Genomic DNA, 21,869 nt, shown 5'->3' with positions numbered 1-21,869 from the left:
CTTTTAGATGGGTTTTCGATGAAAAATACCCTGTACTGGGTATTTTTTCCTCCATGAAATTCCTTTTCTTTGAGCAGGAATTTTAATGGAGAAAATTGTAGGTTTTGACTTTTTCAAAGCATTAGTTAAAGTCAATGCACAATTGGACTCCTTACTAAGTCCTCACTACTTGGAAATGTTGGAAATTATAAACCCTCGCCCATGAGCTGGTTTAAGAACAATTTTAGATCGAAAGACAAGATTTCAATTACTGTAGAAGGAGTAAATCCTCAAACCGAAAATGAATTTCGATTTCTCAACTTTTTAGAACGTGAGCAGGTCTTTTTTCTGGAGAAATGGTTTGAGCAGTCCAAAAAGTTAGGCCATCAGTTTAAGCCACAGTATTCAGATGCAATAGTGCAGAAAATCAGAACAGGCAAATTTAGCAACCCACACAGTTTCCCTGAATATTTCAACTCTGAATTTGATTTTATAGCCATTGATTTCGAAACTGCCAATAATAATAGAGTGAGTGCATGCGCTTTGGGTTTGGCATTTGTTAAAAACAACACCTTCGTGCACGAAGAGAAACACTATATTCTCCCTCCTGCTGGTGAAAAAATTCTAAGTTCTCATGAGCGATTTCATGGAATTCAAGAACAGGACCTAGAATTTGCACTTGATTTTAAAGAGCTATGGGATTTAGAGTTTTCTAAATACTTTAATAATAATCTGATCGTTTTTCACAATTCTAGTATGGACTTGAGTGTTTTGAAAAGTCTATTCTCCTACTACAAAATAGAGGATTTCAGCATTGATTACATAGATACCATGAGGCTTGCCGAAATATCGGGTAAGCCAAAGAAATTAACTGAACTTGCAAATCTGTTTGAAGTTCCCATCATTAAGCATCACGACCTAAAGAAGATGCAAAGGCATGCGCGAATATTTTTAAGGAGCTGAAAGAACTTGCTCCTAATTATAGAGAGCTAATCCAAAATGTTAATGTCGATAATTTAAGGGATAAAGTATCCTCAAATGCGGTAACCTTGAAGATTCAAAATTACAACCTTGATATTATCTCGGAATATTATATTTCAAAAAAAGAGCTTGAGGATCTCCAAATCGAAGGTTCAGCATTCCTTTTCACAGGGGAGCTTACGGAGGACAGAGAGGACTGTAAGGATTTTATTGTGGGGTACGGTGGTCTAATTAAATCAACCATAACGAGTAAAGTAGATTATGTGGTTGTTGGAGCTGAATACGGCTGGTCGAAAATTCAAAAAATTCACCTCCTGAATTCCGAAAGAAACCTCCGAATTAGGCTTCTTTCGAATGCTGACTTTCTACGATTGAAAGAAAGATACGAGAAGTTAAATTTCTAGTATGAAATCAAGATCAAGCAAACGGGAGATAGCCCTCTCAATTATAGCCTATTGATCTTATATTTCAATTAATTGTCTTTTCATTTTTAACCTTTCCGGTATGCCAGACTTTCCACACCTATTTTACTCCAAAAGCCCAGCGAAAATCAAGGGTTTTAAAAGAACCAGAGGGCGAGATACTAAAAATGAAGAACAGAAGCCAGAACCATTACCTCCCATATCCGAGGAGAAAAAACGTTTTCTGGTAGCGAAACTTGATGCATATAGCTCAGCATCACGAAATAGAATCAAAAGTAAAACGCTTGAAGTCCCAACCAATATCGATTTAATTCAAATCAATTTTATAGTCACTTTTGACCGAGAACTGGAAAACCACTTTTTTGGAAGATATAATTTTTCCGCAATTGAAAGATCCAACTTCAATAGAAATGTCCTCTTTAGTATAGGAAAGGAGGATGATTTTCAAACTTTTAGTACGGATATTACTGCTATTAGTAGCCTCAGTGAAGGTGAGGATCATCGAAATCAACCTTATTCCCGATTGGCCTTGATCAGTGATTTTTATCTTTTGGATTCCAAAGGAAGGAAAGGGGTTTTATCAGGTCAGGAAAGCTTTAACTTGACTATCTGCGATATATTGGAAAATCCAGAAGCTAGGGTCCAGCTTAATTTTATGACCGATTATTTAAAGTCTAAAGGAGTTGAAATAATTGGCAATCGGGTGGCTCTGAATCTTCTTTTTCTCAAAAACGGCTTTCCGGGGCTGGACCAGATTCTTGTTGAGAACTTTGACATCATAAGACTGATCACTTCTGCCAGGGTACCCTTGATAAAACCTGGATCTGTAGCCACCCCGATCCGTAGTTATGGGTTTAAAGTAGTGATTGACGAGGACTTGCCAATAGTATGTGTAGTAGATACAGGAATTCAGATTTCGGTAGAGCCGATCAAAGATCTATTAACGCCAATCTTCATTGACCACACTGGCAAAGCTCCCTATTGGGATGATTCAGGGCATGGTACGGCAGTGGCAGGTCTTATTGCATTCGGTACTGATTTTTTTAATACATCTTTGAGGGAAATTCCCGCAAAGGCAAGATTGGCGGTGATAAAGGCCATCCATCAAGAAAACGATGATTTGAACATTGTTGCCTTAATCAATGACATTCGGGAACTCCATCTTAGTTACGGGATCAGGATTTTCAATATCTCCTTAAATCTTCCCGGTTCAAAACCTTACAACGGACCCGTAGGTAAGTTTGCGTACGAATTGGACAAGCTCGCTTATGAATTGGACATCCTTATTGTCAATTCAGTTGGCAACTATAGTTTGGATGACATGGATTATTGGGTGTTTGATGGCTCTTTAGATCCTGTTGCTCAATACCCCTCATTTTATTACCAAACGAATCCGGAAATTCCTGGTCATTCCTGTGAATTTACTAATCTGCAAGAGCCTGCGGAATCCATGAACAACATTTCTGTTGGAGCCTTGGCAGGAAATTTCGAAAATGGAGTCACAGATGGGATTACCCCTGCCAGAGAATATCCAGCATATTATTCCCGAAAGTTTCATTGGGATATCTCCATCACGATAAATGGTTCAAAGCTTAAGAAAAGCCAAAAGAATAAGCACTTGGTAAAGCCAGACTTGGTATTTGAAGGTGGAGATTATCTGAGTCAGGAAGCTGCCATGGAAGTGCTCACCAGTCCCCAAGATAATTCGCCCTACTATGGAAGACTGGCCGGGACCAGTCTGGCCACTCCTTTGGTCACCTCCCTGATAGCCCAATTGGTAAAGGAGTATCCAACGCTTCAGATGACTTCCATTAAAGCATTGCTGATTAATGCTGCTCAGTCTCCCGCTGGGATAAATCCACCACACTTTGATTCAGCAGATGGTAAAAAATTGTATCGTAATCTTATTGGCTTTGGACGGCCAAACCCTGAAAGGCTAATAGAAGGCAATTCGGATTCCATCACTTTCGTAATTGAGGACCTCATTACTTTCGGTGATTTCTATTCCTTTGATTTGAGATTTCCGGATTGGGTGCTGTCGACATCCAACAAAATTGAACTCACAGCTACATTGGTTTACAAATTCCTTCCCGTCCCAAACAATCATTTAGCCTACCTTCCCCTGCACATCTCTTTTGGAATATTCAGGCCGGTGGATATTTCTATTCTTTCTCAGAAGGATTTAGAAAATTTCCAATTACGATCAGGAGCCTCTTGGGCAGAAGATCACTTTGGAGTAGAAGACAGGATATTTTCCAATGTTCAGAAGCTCGCTTTTCTTATTTCCAGTCAGCACTTTGATCCTGATAACCCTTCAGTTTCTATTGCCATTCGTTGTTATGGCAAGTCAACTATTCCGGAATTGGCTTTAAGGCATTTGCAAAATGAAAATCATCCTTTCTCATTAGTGATTAGTCTAAAGGAAATCCCAAAAACGAAGAAGTCCAAGCTTTCAGGTTCGCTTTATAATGATGTCATGCTTTTGAATGACCTTCAGGCAATTGCAGATTTGGAGGCAGAAAATTAGACTTTACCGGAATTACTGATTGCGGTTTTTTCTTCCTCAATCAATTTTTCCCAGATTGCTTTATCAATCTCAACTTTAGCTGGTACCAAATCAGTCTCCAACTTATAAAGACTCCGCTTCATAGCCGCGATAAGTGTCTTTTGGATGCTATAGAAGGACAGCCCTTTTGCCTTCTGGATCAATCTTTTGATTCCTGATTTGCTATCCAAGGTAAATACCCCACGCTTGAGGGTTAATTGGATTAACTCCTCAATTTCATGATCGGTGGGAAGCTCAAATTCAATCTGGGTATCAAACCTTCTAATTAAAGCATCATCCAGCATGCCAACCTGATTGGTGGCAGCGATCACAATTGTGGACTGAGGTAGGTAGTCAAACAATTGAAGGATGGTATTCACCACCCGCTTCATTTCGCCATGATCTTGGCTGTAATCCCTCACCTTGCCCAAGGAGTCAAACTCATCCAAAAACAGAATATAATCACCTGAGGCAGCCATTTTAAATATCTTCGCAAGGTTTTTACTGGTTTCCCCAAGTTTGGAGGAGACGATTGCTCCGAGATTTACCACCAGTAGGATTTTTTCTAGTTCCCCAGCAATGACATAGGACGCCAAAGTCTTCCCGCAACCCGATGGACCATAAAATAGGATTTTATGAGCTATGGGTAGATCCAATGCTTGAAGCAGGTTTTTTTTCCGATGCTCCAGAATAAAATGATCCAGCGATTCTTTGATTTGAGGAGCGCAGATTAGGTCAGATAGTCGGTAGTCCGAGGTGACTTGGTCAAGAATCAACTCATCTACCCCTTTACTGTTTGGAGCTTCAAATCGGATTCCCGAACTGGTCTTTAGGGATCCTCCCGAGGAGTGATGGCGGATAGCTTCTTTCAGAATAGACTGTAGCTGTATGGCCAGATTGGTTTTTTTGCTTTTTCGGGCATGCTCGATCATCTCCTGGAGGGAGTCCTTTAGCTTTTCTTGGTCATTTTCAAGACCAAACCGGGCAATATCTTTGATGTAATCGAACTGTGTCACTTGCGGGCGCGCATTAAATGATTTTGATTTGCGAAAATCACTCCAATTATTCTGCGATATTCACTAAAATTCGCGAAAATCACCAAAAGTATACTTACAAAGTAAGCATTTTGTTGACAAAGTCTCTTGCCATCTATTAAAAACTAATCAAGATTGTTGAATTTGAATAATGAATTTTGGAAACGGTGAGAAAGCAATTTGATCTTTAGAAAAAAAATTGAATTCAAGGACTGAATTTTTTTGACCTTAAGCCAAAAATATCCACTAGTCGAAGACTAAGCTTTAAGAAACAATCCGATAGGACTGAGCGTCAAGAATTAATTCAGAGGATTAATCTAGCGAGTAGCCTGTCCTGAAAACGAAGTGTGTCGGGAAGCCAGGGTGCATGGAGGCCATTTACCCTTGGGCCAGGATGCAGGGCGGGCAAATTCCACCCAGTCCAAGCGATAATTTGACTACAGAGAAGAGGGGTGTCATATTTTGTTTGACTATAAAAAGAACTAGACTAGACTGTATGTTCCCTAAGCACGTGATGACCGGTAAATAAGAAATGTGACCATTTTGGGGAAAAAACATTCAAATTTTCTAAGTTATTTCCCATTCAAGAATTTAAATTCTTCATGCCGGTTTGCTTCTTTAGCCAGTTCGATTTTCTCTTTGGATTCTATTTCCAATCGTTTGGTTCTTTCCTTCTCTCTAGTTAATAAGAATTTAAAGAGGCCAAAAATTCCAGGACATAAGATTAGAAGTATAATTGTCCATCTGTTCCTAACCGCTTAAATAACTGTACCAGTTTTGTTGCCTAGACTTAGGAACTAACTGAAGTAACCTTGATAATTTTATTGACAGAAATCTGGACAAATTTGGAAAACAAAGTCCTAGATCTGGAAACCAACAGATGAGGGAATGAAAAGGAGTTTAGGTGTAATAAAATATTTCCTTTGAAAATTTATCATTGGTCTAAATTGAATAGGAACCCTTCAAATTACCAAATAGTACTTTATAACTTCAGAGTTCGAATGACAATGAGAAAGTGATAAAGTGTAAAAAACTAAGATATTATTTTTGATAATATTGACAAAAAATTTTTTAATTATTCATGAGCTAATTCAGGTTTTTAGAATTTAAATCATTTGGTTCTTAAATTTATCGTTTCTTCAGGGATAGTGGGCTTAGTTAGAAAGATTCCTTCTTTTTCAAGAAGTCCATTGATGTCTATGTCATAAATATCTCTAATTTTAGACAATAGGAGGATATTTGGAATCGTTTTACCACTTTCCATATTGGATAAGGATTTTTGAGAGATTCCAATTAGGTCTGCAACTTCCTGTTGTGACATTTTTTTTTCTTCACGAATTTTCTTCAAATGACTTCCTAAACACATAAAAGATTAATAAGTAAAAAGTTACTGAAAATTAGAAATATCTTACTAGGAGTATACCTAAGGATGTCTCAAATTAGTATTCAACAATTAAAATCAAAAAGAAATTTAGATTTTTTAGTTTTTTGCTTATGGAAAATAGTCTGATTTGCCTCAAAAATTTATTTGAATTAGTTAATCTACCTTTTACTAGAGGATATTTAAAGGAAAAATTGCTCACTCATCCTGAGCCGGATTCCTTACTGGCTATATCCGATACTTTGGCCGAATACAAAGTAGAAAGCCTTGCTCTCCAAATGGGAGAAGATAATTTGGATCAACTTCCCCTGCCCTGTGTGGTTCAGGTCAACAAAAATCCGTATCCTTATTTCACTTGTTTGACTCAAGTCACTGAAGATTGGGTGGAATATTTGGATGAAAGGGGAAAACTGATCAAGCAAGCCCGAAAAGAATTTGTGACCCTATGGACTGGGATAACTCTGGTGGTAGAAAAAGGAGAGCATTCCGGAGAGCCTAGATATTCCCAGCGAAGGAAGGAGCAGATGATCTATCAATTCCTTCATTATTTCCTTGGTGCAGTCGGACTAGCTTGTATCCTTGGATGGGATAATAGCACTTCCTATTCACTTGAAGCGATAGCACTTTTCATAATAAAGCTAACAGGCCTGGGTATATCGGCCATTTTGCTCTGGTCAGAGGTAGATAAGAAGAATACTGCAATTACCCAATTTTGTGGAGGTGGAGATCAATCATATTGCAATTCAGTCATTGACTCCTTTTCAGTAGCTGGACTCATTAGCTTGGGTAATCTGGCCTTTGCTTACTTTTTGGCAGGCACTTCCCTACTCTTGATTAGTTCATTTTCTGGATCGGCTCTAGCGTTGTTGGGTTTCCTTAGTATTTCCAGTTTGGCGATTATCCCATTTTCGCTGTACTATCAGGGCGTCAAGCTAAAAAAATGGTGCCGCCTCTGTCTTTGGATATCCGGGATTTTAGTAGTGGAATTGGCAGTCAGTCAATTTCTCTTGCCTGATTTAGCCTGGCTTGCACTCAGAGAATTGGGACTGTTTTCATTTGTTTTCTTGACTTCTGCCCTGGTCTGGATCAGCCTTAAGCCTTACTTGATGGCTCAAAAAGAGCTATACACTACCAAAAGCAAGTTGGCCAAGATTCTGTCTAATAAGGAGCTATTCGATCAATTCCTGAGCAAGTCCAGACAGATCACTTCTAATCCCGAAGGGTTGGGGATATTCCTAAAAGGGGTAAATCCGAAATACAATATCTTAAAAGTCTGCAATCCCTACTGTGGTCCCTGTGCCCGTACGCATCCCCTTTTGGAGAAGCTCTATGAAGCCGGGAATATTGATTTACAGATCGTATTTGTACCCGGAGGAGGAGATGAGATAAGACTAAAGACTATCCGGCATCTTTTGGGGATTGCTTCTCAAGGAAATTTAGAAATAACCCGCCAAGCTTTGGATGAGTGGTATAGTCAGGAAAAGAAAGATTATGAAGTCTTTTCGGCAAAGTATCCACTCTACGGAGAACTGGCAAGGCAGGAATCCAACCTCAAATCCATGCTGGACTGGGCAGAGAAGGAGCAGATTACCCATACGCCTACGATTTTCATCAATGGCTATGAATTGCCATCGACCTATGCAGTGGAGGATTTGAAATATATCTTAAACTAAAAAAAAGCTGCTAATGCAGAAAATAAATATTCAATCGCGATGAATAGTCACAGTCTTCGGTGACTCAAATGGTCGGAGGGTTAGCTTATCAAATAAAATCAATTAGTAACAATTTAAATCCATAAAAACTATGAAAAAATTAAGCTTAGAAATGCTCAGACTCAGCACCAATGAGGTTTTGGAAAGAAGTCAGATGAAGAAAATTACTGGTGGGTATGGGGGTTGCACTGTGTGCTATCGTTATGACTCCAACTTAAATCAAAATGGTACATATACTACCTCTGGTTCTTGTAATGCTGGGACGACGTGCTATAATGACCCAGATTGTTTTACGTGGTCTTGTCATTGATTCTGTAAGCTATGTATCAGATTACACTATACTAATTTAACATAATAAGTTACTTAATAATACGTTGACTGATATTTTGTTTATCAATTAAAGAACTACTCCATAAAGTTTTATTTGGAGTAGTTCAATTTTACTATTATTATGTTTTTAAATATAGTAAACTTGAAAAATTCTTTAATATTTCAAAGTTACGAAAAACCATAAAGGAATAGTTAATATTTATAGAGAATATTGTAATGGCCAAGATATCAGTATCGATCATGAAATATATTATTAGGATATTGTTTTTCATAATAATTTTCCAATTTCAGAATTGTGGAAATAAAGATCATCCAAACTATTCTAAATCAACTAAAGACATTGACATAAAAATAGATTTTTTGAAGGAAAGTTCGCTTGAATTTGATTTTGAATTCCTAGACTCTATAAACCTTGAGGTTCCCGGAAACCCTCCCCTTACTTCAATCCAAGACTTGGTTTTTTCGCAAAACTTCTTCCTTCTTTTAGATAGAAAACAAGGGTTATTAAAATTTGACAACAATGGTATGTTTCTCTTTAAAATTGGAGAGTTTGGTCAAGGGCCAGATGAATATGCTATGCCCTATGCACTTCACTTAGATGAAAAGAAAAACATTGTCTATGTGGCAGATTGGCAGAAAATGGTTATTCTCACTTACAGCCTCGAAGGAAAATTTGAATCAACAAGCAGTAAACTTCTGGGGCATCCTATATCTTTTTATAAAGAAGATGATACGCTTCTGGTAGTACAGGAAACAATAAATGGAACAAAAGAGCATCCTAGAGAGGTGATGATAAACTCATTTAAACCCAATAGTCTTGAAATTGTGAATAATGAAAGCCCCGCCTACAGTTTTTATTCTAATTTCAACATTATCCATCCCATTCCCAGGATATTAAGCCGAGTAGGTAATTTAAGCTTATTTTACATGCCAATTATTCGGGGAGAGATTTCTTCTCATACCGATAGAGATACAATTTTCAGACATCAAGACGGTAAATTGACCCCAGAGTATTTAATTCATTTAATTGGTTTTGATAGTTCAATGCAATTGAGTATAAGCCAAATAGTGATATCTGATAAATATGCTTTTTTACGCGTGATTTATGACAACTATCCTTATCTTTTTGTGATTGATTTAGAAAGTAATAGTCCCTTAGGTCATTTAAAGAAATTATTCAATCAGGAGATGACAGATGAAATGATTCCAAGGCCTATTAAAGAAGATAGGTATTTTTCCATTCTTAGGGATAAGGAGAATGGCTTAGAGAAAAATCCACAAATTTTATTTTACCGCATACTGTAGTAAAGAGACTAAATTATTGTTTTGAAAAATTCCTTCCCCCATTACAACCAACCCGATTCCAAAGACTGTGGGCCTACTTGCTTGAGAATAATCGCAAAGCACTATGGAAAGCTGATCTCCCTCAAGGAAATCCGGGAAATATCGGAGACGACTCGGGAAGGAAGCAGCCTGTTGAAGCTCAGTGATGCAGCTGAGGCAATGGGGTTTAAGACCATCGGTGCTAAGTTAAGCTTTGATAAGCTGATGCAGGCTCCTTTTCCCTTAATCGTACATTGGGACAAGCAGCACTTTGTTGTGGTGTATAAAATCAGAAAAGATACCGTCTATATCTCTGATCCTGCCTATGGTTTGATTTCGTATTCCAAGGGAGAGTTTATCTCCCAATGGATCGGAAATAATGCTGATGAGCATACCAAGGAAGGAGTCACTCTCCTACTGGAACCTACCCCTGTCTTCAGAAAAATGAAATGGGAGGATACTAAAAAACGATCGCTTACCTTCCTATTCAACTACCTTTTCCAGTATAAGAACCTGATCGCGCAGTTAGCCATAGGGCTGCTGGTGGGTAGTTTGTTGCAGCTAATTTTTCCTTTCCTGACGCAGAGCATTGTGGATGTGGGAATCCAAAATCAGGACATCAATTTTATTTACTTGGTTCTCTTTGCACAAATTATGTTGTTTTTTGGCAGAATGAGTGTGGAAGTGCTTCGAAGCTGGATTTTGCTGCACTTGACGACTAGGATCAATATTTCTTTGGTCTCGGATTTTTTCATCAAACTGATGAACCTGCCCATATCCTATTTTGATACCAGGATGACAGGGGATATCATGCAGCGGATTGGGGATCATCGCAGAATTGAGAACCTTTTGACAGGTACAACACTCAACACCCTATTTTCTTTCTTTAATCTGATCGTTTTTGGGGCTGTATTGGTCTATTACAGCAATACTATTTTTTTGATCTTTCTTGGAGGAAGTGGGCTGTACCTCGTTTGGGTCTTGTTTTTTATGAAGCGACGCAGAGAACTCGATTACAAGCGATTTGCCCGGTTGAGCCAGGAACAAAGCACTGTGATCGAGCTCATCAATGGCATGCAGGAAATCAAAATGCACAATGCCGAAACCCAAAAGCGTTGGAGTTGGGAATTTGTACAAGCCAGATTGTTTCAGGTATCCATTCAATCTTTAACCCTAGAGCAGGCACAGCAGGTGGGTTCATCCGTGATCAACGAACTCAAAAATATCTTGATCACCTTTACTTCTGCTATGCTCGTTATCGAAGGAAATCTGACCTTGGGCATGATGCTGGCCCTGCAATACATCATTGGACAGTTGAATGGCCCCATCAATGAATTGGTAGGATTTGTTAGATCTTATCAAGACGCTACAATCAGTCTGGAACGACTTAATGAAATCCATGACAAGGAAGATGAAGAAAATTCTGAAAAACTGGCGGTCAGAACAGTTGAACCTGGCGAGGCCATGGAAGCCAAGAATCTCTCCTTTCGCTATGTCGGTGCTGAAGAAACCGTATTGGTAGGGATCAACCTTCAAATTCAGCCTAAAAAAGTCACGGCAATAGTGGGTGCAAGCGGTAGCGGTAAGACCACCCTGATGAAGCTGCTGCTAAAATTCTATGAACCCAGTTCCGGGGAAATCCGCTATGGTAAGCATGATCTCAAAACAGTCAGTGCTAAAAGTTGGCGGGAACAGTGCGGGGTGGTCATGCAGGAAGGCTATGTGTTCAACGACACCATAGCGGCCAATATAGCAGTGGGTCAGGACAGCATAGATCAGCAAAGATTGCTTGAAGCTGCCCGAATCGCCAATATTCTGGACTTTATTCAGTCTCTACCCCTTGGATTCAATACAAAAATTGGAAATGAAGGAGTAGGAATGAGTACTGGTCAGAAGCAACGCCTCTTTATTGCCCGAGCTATTTACAAAAACCCAGCAATGCTCTTTTTTGATGAAGCTACTTCGGCTTTGGATGCCAAAAATGAACGCGAGGTCATGGAAAACCTCCGGAAGTTTATGCAAGGCAAAACGGTGTTTATCATTGCCCACCGATTGAGTACGGTCCGTAATGCGGATCAGATCATTGTAATCGATCGGGGTAAAATCGTTGAACAAGGGCCCCATTTGGAATTGGTTCATGCCAAAGGTATCTATTATGAACTGGTGAAAAATCAATTGGAACTGGAAAAGATTAACTCAAACTGATCATGCCTGTAATTAGCCAAAACGACAATCTTCACCTTCGCTCTGAAGAAGTTCAGGAGATTATTTCCCGGCCCCCGGCGTGGTTGGTACGATGGGGAATTACTTTGATATTTATTCTGCTTTCTCTTTTGATAGGATTATCCTTTTTGATCCGATATCCTGATTTTGTGGAAGCGAAAGTATTGATTACTACTGCTGAGCCAACAGAACGAATAGCAGCCCGGTTTACAGGTCAAATTGATAGCATATTTGTCACCAATGGAGATCAGGTAAAAAGTGGGCAGCTTTTGGCAGGTATCAAGAGTACAGCTAGGTTGGAAGATGTATTCTTTTTGAAGACTACCCTAGAAAAAGAACCCTTTGAGAAGGAAAATGACTATTTATTTCCTGTTGATTCTCTTTCAGAATTGGTTTTAGGGGAAGTTGGATTACCGTTTTTGGAATTTGAAAGGAATTATTTGGCGTATCGATTGATCAGGGAGTTACAGCCTTTTGCGGGCCAGTTGGAAGGTACCAAAGCATCCATAGAGGAAATCAAAAAACGGATTAGTAGTCAACAATCCCAAAAAGAATTACTTAGCAGAAGACTTTCTTTAGCCAAAATCGACTATGAGCGTAACAGAAACCTCCATCAGCAAGGGGTCATTGCAGATAAGGATTTTGAATCCCGTGAAATGGAGTATTTGCAGATGGAAGAACAGGTCAATCAGATGGCCATATCCATCTCTCAATTGCAGGAAACACTGAATACGGCATATCAGACCATTAAAAACACCAACATCAATCGGGAAGAAGAGGAAGCGAGGTCATTGAAAGCCCTAATCCAATCCTATCAAGGACTTAAGCGGAGTTTGCGGGATTGGGAATATTTGTATCTGATGAAATCTTCCATTATTGGTATAGTCAGCTTCCAAAAAGTATGGGGAGCCAATCAGCAAGTCAATTCAGGGGAACTAGTGTTTACCGTATTGCCTGATAATAAATCCGAGCTAATGGGCGCCATGAAAATAGCGGCTCAAAATGCCGGAAAAGTGAGCATTGACCAAAAAGTCCTGATCAAATTGGACAATTATCCATTTCAGGAATATGGGGCATTAATCGGGAAGATTTCCAGCATTTCGGTGTCTCCTGACGAAGAATTCAACTATTTGGTATATGCCACTCTACCCGAAGGTAGTAAGACCTCATTCAATCGAGAAATTCCATTTACCCAGGAACTGTTGGGAAATGCTGAAATCATAACCGAGGAACTGAGTGTGGCAGAGCGCTTGTTTTTCAAATTTGGGTCCATAATGATTTACTAGATGAAAATTGTTCACACATTTTGGATTGACGAAGGGAAAGATCCCTTGAAGGATAGTTTTGGATGGTGTAGTGCTCCGTATCATTTGATGAGTTGGGCGATTAGTTGCCTACAACTTCATCAATTTTACGAAGACCTGGAATTAATTACCGATAGGAAGGGAAAAGAGTTGCTAATTGATCAATTGAAATTACCTTATAAAAAGGTGAGAATTGAACTGGATGATTTAGATATAGTTAAAATTCCCGGCCTATGGGTAATGAAAAAAATATATTCCTATACACTACATGAAGAACCTTTCCTCAATGTGGACGGGGATGTATATGTTTATAGCCCATTTCCTGATGAAATTCTTTCCAGCCAACTAATTGCCCAGAACATTGAGCAAGATTTTGATTATTACAAAGAGTTGGTCGGGCGAGTCGATGATACTTTTCCATTTGTTCCAAAGCCGATTAAAGATCAGATCGAGAAGGGTATGGAAATCCAAGCAAGTAACGCTGGGATTTTAGGAGGGAAGAATTATGCATTTTTCAAAGATTATTTTCAGGTGGTCGAGCAATTTATAGCAGCTAATCAAAAACAGATTAAATCTTTAAGTCCTTTTCAAATGGTAAATTTCAATGCGGTAGTTGAACAGTATATTTTCCATTGCCTGAGTACTGATCAAAGTATTGAGGTGAAGTATCTTTTAGATACCGTTTATGATCCTTCTTTTTTTGAATCCTTTGCCAATTTCCACCACTTGCCCAATGATATCTCTTTTATGCATGCCTTAGGAGATTACAAGAAAAATGGTTGGGTTTGTGACCAGCTAGCGCATCGATTACGACTGGATTATCCAAAATACTTTGCTAGGGTATTAGATCTCTTTGAAAACTATGGAACAGCGTCATATGAAAAAACAGTTCAAGACGCACCAAGGGATCTGCCAATCAGCCCTATAAAATTTGCTTCTAAGTATCTATCAAAACCTGAAACTGAGCAATTTTATAGAACAGATCAAATCCTTTCTGCCATTTGTGAAAAAGAAGGCATTTCCTTGGAAAGAGATAAATTCACCATTTCTGAATTGAAGAATAATTTGGGCAGAAAATTGACAGATTCACCTACCCTCAGGGTTTTGGATGATGTGTATGAGTTTGAACAAGAAAAGCGTAGATTAATCGAATTACTGCATAAGGGCAATTCAGGGCTTGACGCTGGGTTTTCAGCCATACAATCTGCCAATGAAGTGTTAAAGAATAACCGATGGCAAGAAATGGCCGAGCTTAATTTGGCTCCCAATTGTAAATTAATCATTTCTGAATGGGATTGGTCTCAAAATTCTGTTTTGTTTACTCGGGTCAAAATCAATCCGATTGAAAACAATCTCTCACTTCCTCCTCATTATTATCAAACGGTACTGCTTTGGGACAGACATCATGAAGCAATTATTGAATATTTGCTTGGCACGGTTGGAGCATACCTTATTTCAATTCTTTCTAAGGAACCCTACGTTTCTATGTGTAATGTATCGAAAAAAATTCACGCTTTTTTTGAAGTATCAGGTGAACCTCAACTCAATAGGCTATTTGAAGAAGAGATTCGCTTTTTAGCCTACAGCGGGGTGATTCATCTAAGGGAAATCAGGAATACTTAATTTAGTAAATATTTACTGAAATTTAGTAAATAAGGTATAGGTAAACAGGAAATATGCTTGTAATTTACATTAATAAATCACGGTAGAAAAGTCTTTTCAATGATAACTCCACATAACAATTGGTTTTTTTATTAATTAAAGGGAATAACTATCAAGAGTAAATTAATAATTACAAATAAACTTTCAAAAATCTATTCTAATTAGAACAGATTTGGTAGATCGATATGTAAATAAGCCATCTTTAAGGGGAAGCTATTTGCTCATTGGATTATCTCTCCAATACAATTGTCGAACGTCTAAAGGCAAAGATTCAAGAACTTAAAACAAAATAAATTGAATATATAACATTCACTAATTTTAGAAACGCCCTTCTATTCTTTAAGAGAGGCTTAAACTTATTTTTTTACTAATCTAAAAATATTACAATATAACAAATGGAACAAATGGTCTTTCAATTTTTAAAACGCTTGAAAATCCCGATTTCAAGTCAGTATGTAGAAACTTTTCTGCTAACTCATCCCGAGTTTCCATCCCTTCTCAGTGTTTCAGACCTGTTAGAAAATTTGAAATTGGTGCATTCAATCAAGAGGATTAATCGCGAAGAAATTGAAAGTTTAGAAAGTCCTTGCCTTATACTACCAGAGCGTTCAGCTAAAGGACTTATCTCAGTTCTGACTAGTTCTAACCTTAGAAAATTAAAATCAGAAATAGCTTCTCAAAGCTTGATAGTTATTTCAGTGAATCCTTCATTAATAAATTCAACTGATCAACAAAAATCAGACTTCTTTCAGGAAAAAATTAAAAATGGGGCTGAAGGATTATTGAAAATTACGCTCATTGTATTATTAGGATTATTCCTCTTTTCTATTGATTCCATTTTCGATTTTTTTTGGGTAATGACTTCAATTTTCGGGGCTGTAGTTAGTTATTTGATTTTTTCAAAAGATTTAGGTTTCAAATTTGACGTGATAGATAAGTTCTGTAATTCAGGTAAAAAAGCCAGTTGTGATGAAATATTACAGTCAGAAAAATCAATAGTATTTGGCTTTTTGAAATTTTCAGATTTGATAATATCTCTTTTTGTATTCCAGTTAGTGATTTTAGGATTATTTGTACTATCAGACCGATCCATAAATGAAGTATGGCCTTTATTTATGGGTATAGCTTTACTATCGATTCCCGCTGTTCTTTATTCTGTATATCTACAATATGCCGTACTAAAAACTTGGTGCAAATTGTGCCTCATAGTATCAGCAATTCTAATTCTCCAATTCGGAATGTTGATTGGCAATTTTTTCGTCGAAACAATTTATTGGGGAGTGGAAGACCTATTGGGAACAATACTATTAGCCATTTCTTATCCCATTATTTTGTCATTAACGTTCTTAGTCAGAAGTAGAACTCAAGAATTCAATACTTTTTACCAACGAGCGGTCCATTCAGAAAGAATCAAAAATTCCCCTAAGGTTTTTTATGATTTGTTAAAACAGCAAAATAAAGCCCACTATTCTCCGCTTTATCATGAATTAGTTATTGGTAACCCAAACGCTCCAATCAAATTAATCATAGTTAGCAACTTATACTGTGCGCCATGTAAAGTTCAGCATGAGGAGGTATCTAGATTGGTAGAGTCTAATAAAGAATACCTGTCCGTTTCTATGCGATTTGTTAAAATAAATAAGCAATTCAATAAGGATATATCTTCCACACAATACCTTTTGCAATATTGGTGGGATAACATTCATAACACTGAAAAAGAATCCTCATTGACTGAACAATTGATTCATTCTTGGTTTAGCGAAATGAATGTGGAAAGTTTCGCAAGCTCTCACCCACTAAAAGAACTAAAACTATCCAATGAAGTAAAAGCCATGGCGGAATTGCAGGAAAAATGGATTGAAGAAATTGGGGTATCCAAAACGCCAACCATTTTTATCAATGATTACGAACTGCCTTCACTCTATACAATAGCAGACTTGCATAGAATACTCCCTGATTTAGCAGAATATTATTTTCTTGAAAACCAGCACAGTAATTTAAAATCCTAAAAATATTGCTTTACTAAGCAGGGGTCTGGTTGCTTGTACCCTATCCTCAGATGAAACAAGCTTTTTTCTTAATTACAATTATCTTACTAATTATGAGTAAACTAACCAAAATGAGTCTTAGCAACATCCAAGGGGTGTTAAGCCGAGAAGAAATGAGTAAAATTATGGCTGGTTCTGGAGGAACTCACTGTGGATTTTGCAAAACTTTTGGAGGTTCCACAAATGCCTGTTTTACAGACCCCACGCTAGGTGGAGCGTGTATGGGTTGTGAAGGATTGTGTTACTAAAAAACATTATTCTTCTCAATATTCTTCCTTACCTCCCTGGGTAAGGAAGTTTAATATACTATAATGAAATCAATTTGCCTAATTTCCGTTTTTTTTGGTCCATTCCCGTGGTACTTGAACTACTTTTTACACACCTGCAAAAACAATCCAAGTATCCAATTTCTTATATTCTCAGATAAGAGTAAGAATGATTTGGAGTTTCCGGAAAATGTTAGCCTAATAAATATTTCCCCTGACCAATTTAATGAACTGGCTAGCAATAAATTAGATTTTTTGATTAAAATTACAAATCCATATAAAATTTGTGATTTGAAGCCTGCTTTTGGGTTATTTTTTGAAGATTATTTAAAAGAGTTTGACTTTTGGGGTCACATTGATTTGGATATTATATGGGGAGATATTCGTTTTTTTATTACAGAAGACATATTGAATAACAATGAATTAGTATGCGTTAGACATGATTTTTTAACGGGATACTTTCTGTTATTTAAGAATTCCAAAAAAATGAAATATCTATTTATGGAAAGTAAAGATTTTAAAAAGGTCTTTTTATCTTCTGAACATTATTGCTTTGATGAAACAAACTTTCATTTTGCTTCTTTTTCGAATCATGTTCCCTTGGAGGAAATGAATTCTGAAATAGAGAGTATGATGCATGTTGTTAAAAAAATGGAAATTCAAAATACCATTAAGGCTTACTTTGATTTCATGGTGATCGAAGGTCTTCCCGGGAAAATTCGATGGAAAAACGGAAAACTATACTATAAAAACAAGTTTGAAGTATTACTATATCATATGATCTTATTTAAGAAAGTTTATAAACCAAAAAATCGAATTATCAATATTCCAAATGAATTTAGAATTAGCCCAACTCGTATTTATCATTCTTAGAATTAGAAATAGGGCATATAAAGTAAACCTATAAATCATCTTTTCCGTTAAATTTTCCTGTAATTCTGCTATTTATAAAATGGATAATAAAGACAGGGCTTTTAGAAAATATTCATGATTAAATTCAATTCAGAGGTTTCTGGTATCTGGTGAAAACATAAAGTTATTGAGTGTTCTAAAAAATCCAATTACATATTATGTAAAAAAAAGAATTCAAATTGAACAGAAAGCAATAAATCAGTTCTCATGATTATTAGCTATTTCTTTTAGGAAAAAATTGGACAAACAGCTTTAGGCTGTAGAGTGAATTGTGATTAATCAATTGAGGAAACTTTCCTCAACTCTTTCATTCCAAAAAAATAATGAAGCATTTAGACCATTTATCTTACCTGGCCCACCCATGAGAGCTCTCTATTTTATCTTTTTATTTTTTGCCTTTGGAGATATTACTGCTCAAACAGTCAGTGGATTAGTTCTTGAAAAGGATACTGGACTCCCGCTTCCCTTTGCCAATGTTTTTGTAAACAACACCACTCAGGGAATTGCTACCGACGCGGAAGGCAAGTTTAGTATATCCGGTGATTTTCCTTCGCAGATTGAATTGGTCGCCTCATTTGTAGGCTATGTGACCGAAGTCAAAATGATTTCTTTTGAAGGAAAAAGCGAGGTGAAAGTGACTTTTGAGCTATCATTCAACGAATCCAATCTCACTGAGATTGAACTTAAAGCCAAACAGGATAAGTCTTGGGAGAGGAACTTAAAAACCTTTGAAGAAGTGTTTCTGGCCCTTCCCGACGATCCATACAAATCACAGATTGAGATTTTGAATCCATGGGTAATTGACTTTGAAAAAGTCAAGGTTAAAAATGGAAAAAATTACCTGAAGGCCTCAGCCCAAGAACCTATACATATATTAAATGATGCGCTTGGTTACGATATAACCTATTATCTAGAGGATTTTCGAGTTTTGCGAGATGGTTCCAGATTTTATGGTCAGGTGTTTTTTGAAGCTATGGAATCTAATAGTCTGGCGAGAAGTTCCCGCTGGAAAGAGGCTCGACAAGCCAATTACTATGGTTCTTTAAAGCATCTGAATCAATCTATTTTGCTTAATACACCGGACTCAAGTGATTTTGCTTTGTTCAAAACGAAACCAGCCCCGATTGATAGCTATCGAAGCAATGACTTTCTTCAAGAGTTGAATAAAACCATCATTCCAATCCGAAAAGACTCTATTTTACGAAGACCACTTGGTGACGGAACTTTTCGAATTTTCCTTCAAGGAACATTGGAAGTGCATCATTTAAAGAAGGAATGGACCAATGATTATTACACGACAATATATCATCCGATTAGTTGGCTCCAAGCTCCGGAGGGATTTTATGATGTCGATCGAAATGGAGTACTACTAAACCCCACCCAGCTAGTTCTTTCTGGCTACCTTGGGAGAAGGCGAGTTGCCAGAGCTTTACCACTTGATTTTGTCCCAACTACCGATTTTAAAATAGAAGAGCTAATAGCTGATGAGGTAATCATGAGCCGATCTAGCCAACTCAATCGGCTTCGGGAAAAAGTCTGGCTTACATTGAGCAAACCCTATTTCTACCCTGGAGAGACAGCATGGATCGGTGGACAAATGCTTTACCAAGATGCATTCCTGGCCGATTCGCTGAGTCGTGTAGTCCATGTGGATCTTATAACCGAAGACTCCGGAATCATCCAATCGGCCACCTTTCCAATCCAGCAGGGAAAAATCTCAGGAGCCCTAGTTTTGCCCAAGGAAATGAAACCGGGTGATTATGTGATTCGGGCTTATACCCATTGGAATCGAAATTTCCTGATGGATGATCAGTTTTTAGCTCCATTTGTGGTGATGGAGGAGGGTTATATACCTGAGATGGAGAAAGAAGCATTAGAAGTTTTTTCAGATGCGATAGTGGTAAAGGCAGATTACACCCTTAGTGATTCACTGAACTATCGGGTAATGGACTTACAGTTGGATTTTCTGGACGAATTCGAAAATCCTATTGACGGTAAGTTTGTGCTTTCTATTACTGATGCTGATCAAGTAGTAGAAATGAATCAGGGAATTCGACTGGAACAGACCATGGAATGGCTGTATGAAGGCTTGCCTGAAACTTTTCAGAGCAGTCTAAGCCATCCTGTGGAGTATGGAATATCCTTAAAAGGGAAATTTACGCCGGAGAATAAACGGCAGGGACTAATCCAGCCCATCACGATAGTTCGGGGAGATCTGGAAGATTATGGTCAGGTCATGACAGATTCTTTGGGATACTTTTGGGCGACTGGGTTAAGCTTTCAAGACACCGCCCAGATAGCAGTGGCTGCCATGAATGAGAAGCTCAGACCATTTGGATCAGTCGAACTAGAATCACTAGGTAAACCAGAACTTGGAGTTGCTTTGCCTAAAATTACCTACAGGAAAGTAGCTATTTCATCCAAGGATTATTTTTTGGATACCTCTGGAGATTACATCCTTTTGGAAGAGTTTGTCAAAGAGGAAACTCGTGAGAGAGAGACTATGGCTGAGCGAAATTATGGATATGGAGAACCGACCCAAGAAGTTGGTCCAAAAGAATTGGAAAAACTAACAATGGGAGAAATTGCAGGATTACTTCGATTAAATTTAAGCACATTAAAATTTGGAAACTATAATTTTGGTGAAAATGTAGGTGCTCCCCTTTTAATTTTGGACGGATCACCGAGGCCTTTTATGGAAAAAGGAGAATTATTGGATTTTCTAACTAATTCAATAGAGCCGTCTCAACTCCTATCCATCAAAGTATATTCTGACAATATCAGTAAAGCTGTTTTTGGAATGGCTGGATATGCAGGGGTAATTATGATTGAGACCAAGAAGGGTTTTAGAATCAAACCTGAAATCGAAACAAAATTCAATTCCGAAGGCTTCCAGTTTTTTACTGTTCCAGGTTTTACAGCTTTCCCCGAGTTTCCGAAAGCGCCATCTTCAGATCGATATCTTACCAAAAAACCAACTATTTATTGGGATCCGCTTGCGGAAATCACCGATGGAGTATTTAAGGTAAAAATCAAGGTTCCGTATGGCATCGATCGCTTTCGCATCAAAGTAGAGGGCTGGAGCTTGGACGGGGAGCTGATAGACCAAGTAATTCAAATTGAAAAATAGGAATAGAATTGATTCACCGATGACTTTCATTGAGCCTATTCAAAAAAAACCTTTCTTCACTTCAAGAACCCACTCACTTCAACTAACCCGATTCAAAAGACTTCATCGCATTAGCTTATGGTTAATCCCTAAGCACTAGGATAAGCTCATTTCCTTAAAAGAAATCCGGGAAATATTGGAGACGACTCAGGAAGCAAGCAGTCTATTGAAGCTTATTGAGGCAGCGGAGGCGATAGGGTTTAAGACGATTGGGGTCGAATTAAGCTTAGTAAATATTTACTAGAAATTAGTAAAAAAGGTATAGGTATTCAGTTTGTAGCCAAGTAATTTTAAAGAGTTATAGATCGGATGGTCCGTTCTGGAGTAAGTTCACATCAAAAAATTATAATGATGAAAAAATTAAGCTTAGAAATGCTGAGACTTAGCACCAATGAAATTTTGGGAAGAAGTCAGATGAAGATGATTCTAGGAGGCCAATTCTGGAGATGCCATTGCGGTGATGGAAATTGGTTTACATTAATGACAGATAATCCAGATCCAACTTCTGAAACAGGCTGTGCTGAAGGATCGCATTGTATTGCAGCAGAACAATAAAATTTCGGCCCTATTTAAATATT

At 37.8% G+C, this 21,869-nt stretch carries 16 protein-coding genes; 14 read left to right on the top strand and 2 right to left on the bottom strand.

Features of this window, described 5'->3' with window-relative positions; translation table 11 throughout:
* Positions 1-201: 201 nt before the first annotated feature.
* The 3 genes from GYM62_RS17930 (at position 202) to GYM62_RS17920 (ending at position 3,909) form a co-directional block, all read left to right on the top strand.
* Positions 202-942 (top strand): exonuclease domain-containing protein, encoded by a 741-nt coding sequence (locus GYM62_RS17930; protein WP_144604299.1) that lies wholly within the window; start codon positions 202-204, stop codon positions 940-942.
* 86 nt (positions 943-1,028) lie between these two features.
* Positions 1,029-1,364, top strand: coding sequence for a BRCT domain-containing protein (locus GYM62_RS17925; RefSeq protein WP_144604300.1), 336 nt, complete (start codon positions 1,029-1,031; stop codon positions 1,362-1,364).
* 100 nt (positions 1,365-1,464) lie between these two features.
* Positions 1,465-3,909, top strand: coding sequence for a S8 family peptidase (locus GYM62_RS17920; protein WP_144604301.1), 2,445 nt, complete (start codon positions 1,465-1,467; stop codon positions 3,907-3,909).
* Here the strand turns inward: GYM62_RS17920 and GYM62_RS17915 are convergent.
* Both GYM62_RS17915 and GYM62_RS17910 read right to left on the bottom strand, forming a co-directional pair.
* Positions 3,906-4,943: an AAA family ATPase gene (locus GYM62_RS17915; protein ID WP_219957411.1), complete on the bottom strand. Its 1,038-nt coding sequence runs from the start codon at positions 4,941-4,943 to the stop codon at positions 3,906-3,908. The genes GYM62_RS17920 and GYM62_RS17915 overlap by 4 nt on opposite strands.
* A gap of 1,129 nt (positions 4,944-6,072) precedes the next feature.
* Positions 6,073-6,327, bottom strand: a complete 255-nt coding sequence (locus GYM62_RS17910; protein ID WP_144604303.1) for a helix-turn-helix domain-containing protein — start codon at positions 6,325-6,327, stop codon at positions 6,073-6,075.
* 128 nt (positions 6,328-6,455) lie between these two features.
* Here GYM62_RS17910 and GYM62_RS17905 point away from each other — a divergent pair, with 128 nt between their 5' ends.
* The 11 genes from GYM62_RS17905 to GYM62_RS17855 all read left to right on the top strand — a co-directional run bounded on the left by GYM62_RS17905 (position 6,456) and on the right by GYM62_RS17855 (position 21,846).
* Positions 6,456-8,015, top strand: a complete 1,560-nt coding sequence (locus tag GYM62_RS17905; protein WP_144604304.1) for a cysteine peptidase family C39 domain-containing protein — start codon at positions 6,456-6,458, stop codon at positions 8,013-8,015.
* Between the two features lie 609 nt (positions 8,016-8,624).
* Entirely contained in the window at positions 8,625-9,689 is a 1,065-nt protein-coding gene (locus GYM62_RS17900) for a 6-bladed beta-propeller (RefSeq protein WP_250161305.1), read from the top strand.
* A 15-nt stretch (positions 9,690-9,704) separates the two neighbouring features.
* Entirely contained in the window at positions 9,705-11,912 is a 2,208-nt protein-coding gene (locus GYM62_RS17895; protein WP_219959486.1) for a peptidase domain-containing ABC transporter, read from the top strand.
* Between the two features lie 2 nt (positions 11,913-11,914).
* Positions 11,915-13,216, top strand: coding sequence for an HlyD family secretion protein (locus tag GYM62_RS17890; protein ID WP_144604308.1), 1,302 nt, complete (start codon positions 11,915-11,917; stop codon positions 13,214-13,216).
* A complete protein-coding gene (locus GYM62_RS17885) occupies positions 13,217-14,857 on the top strand; it encodes a DUF6734 family protein (protein WP_219957410.1) in 1,641 nt (546 codons plus the stop codon).
* 572 nt (positions 14,858-15,429) lie between these two features.
* Complete coding sequence (locus GYM62_RS17880; protein WP_255590700.1) at positions 15,430-16,905, top strand: vitamin K epoxide reductase family protein; 1,476 nt, start codon at positions 15,430-15,432, stop codon at positions 16,903-16,905.
* Positions 16,906-16,997: 92 nt separating this feature from the next.
* On the top strand, positions 16,998-17,192 hold the full coding sequence (locus GYM62_RS17875) for a hypothetical protein (protein WP_144604311.1): 195 nt from the start codon (positions 16,998-17,000) through the stop codon (positions 17,190-17,192).
* Positions 17,193-17,255: 63 nt separating this feature from the next.
* The gene (locus GYM62_RS17870) at positions 17,256-18,083 is read left to right on the top strand and encodes a DUF6625 family protein (protein WP_370627641.1); all 828 of its coding nucleotides are present in this window, start codon (positions 17,256-17,258) and stop codon (positions 18,081-18,083) included.
* A 400-nt stretch (positions 18,084-18,483) separates the two neighbouring features.
* Positions 18,484-21,252, top strand: a complete 2,769-nt coding sequence (locus tag GYM62_RS17865; RefSeq protein WP_219957407.1) for a carboxypeptidase-like regulatory domain-containing protein — start codon at positions 18,484-18,486, stop codon at positions 21,250-21,252.
* 148 nt (positions 21,253-21,400) lie between these two features.
* Positions 21,401-21,535 (top strand): hypothetical protein, encoded by a 135-nt coding sequence (locus GYM62_RS21190; RefSeq protein WP_370627675.1) that lies wholly within the window; start codon positions 21,401-21,403, stop codon positions 21,533-21,535.
* Positions 21,536-21,639: 104 nt separating this feature from the next.
* Positions 21,640-21,846, top strand: a complete 207-nt coding sequence (locus tag GYM62_RS17855; protein ID WP_144607191.1) for a hypothetical protein — start codon at positions 21,640-21,642, stop codon at positions 21,844-21,846.
* Positions 21,847-21,869: the final 23 nt, after the last annotated feature.

The sequence above is a fragment of the Algoriphagus sp. NBT04N3 genome, from assembly GCF_019443765.1.
In the GTDB taxonomy this organism is placed as follows: domain Bacteria; phylum Bacteroidota; class Bacteroidia; order Cytophagales; family Cyclobacteriaceae; genus Algoriphagus; species Algoriphagus ornithinivorans.
This window is presented reverse-complemented; position numbering and strand designations above follow the sequence as displayed.

Bases quoted from the DNA above. Each gene is read 5' to 3' on its own strand.
- GYM62_RS17855 (WP_144607191.1), top strand. From the start codon at position 21,640: ATGATGAAAAAATTAAGCTTAGAAATGCTGAGACTTAGCACCAATGAA.
- GYM62_RS17910 (WP_144604303.1), bottom strand. From the start codon at position 6,327: ATGTGTTTAGGAAGTCATTTGAAGAAAATTCGTGAAGAAAAAAAAATG.
- GYM62_RS17900 (WP_250161305.1), top strand. From the start codon at position 8,625: ATGAAATATATTATTAGGATATTGTTTTTCATAATAATTTTCCAATTT.
- GYM62_RS17870 (WP_370627641.1), top strand. From the start codon at position 17,256: ATGAAATCAATTTGCCTAATTTCCGTTTTTTTTGGTCCATTCCCGTGG.
- GYM62_RS17875 (WP_144604311.1), top strand. From the start codon at position 16,998: ATGAGTAAACTAACCAAAATGAGTCTTAGCAACATCCAAGGGGTGTTA.
- GYM62_RS17930 (WP_144604299.1), top strand. From the start codon at position 202: ATGAGCTGGTTTAAGAACAATTTTAGATCGAAAGACAAGATTTCAATT.
- GYM62_RS17905 (WP_144604304.1), top strand. From the start codon at position 6,456: ATGGAAAATAGTCTGATTTGCCTCAAAAATTTATTTGAATTAGTTAAT.
- GYM62_RS17865 (WP_219957407.1), top strand. From the start codon at position 18,484: ATGAGAGCTCTCTATTTTATCTTTTTATTTTTTGCCTTTGGAGATATT.
- GYM62_RS17890 (WP_144604308.1), top strand. From the start codon at position 11,915: ATGCCTGTAATTAGCCAAAACGACAATCTTCACCTTCGCTCTGAAGAA.
- GYM62_RS17920 (WP_144604301.1), top strand. From the start codon at position 1,465: ATGCCAGACTTTCCACACCTATTTTACTCCAAAAGCCCAGCGAAAATC.
- GYM62_RS17885 (WP_219957410.1), top strand. From the start codon at position 13,217: ATGAAAATTGTTCACACATTTTGGATTGACGAAGGGAAAGATCCCTTG.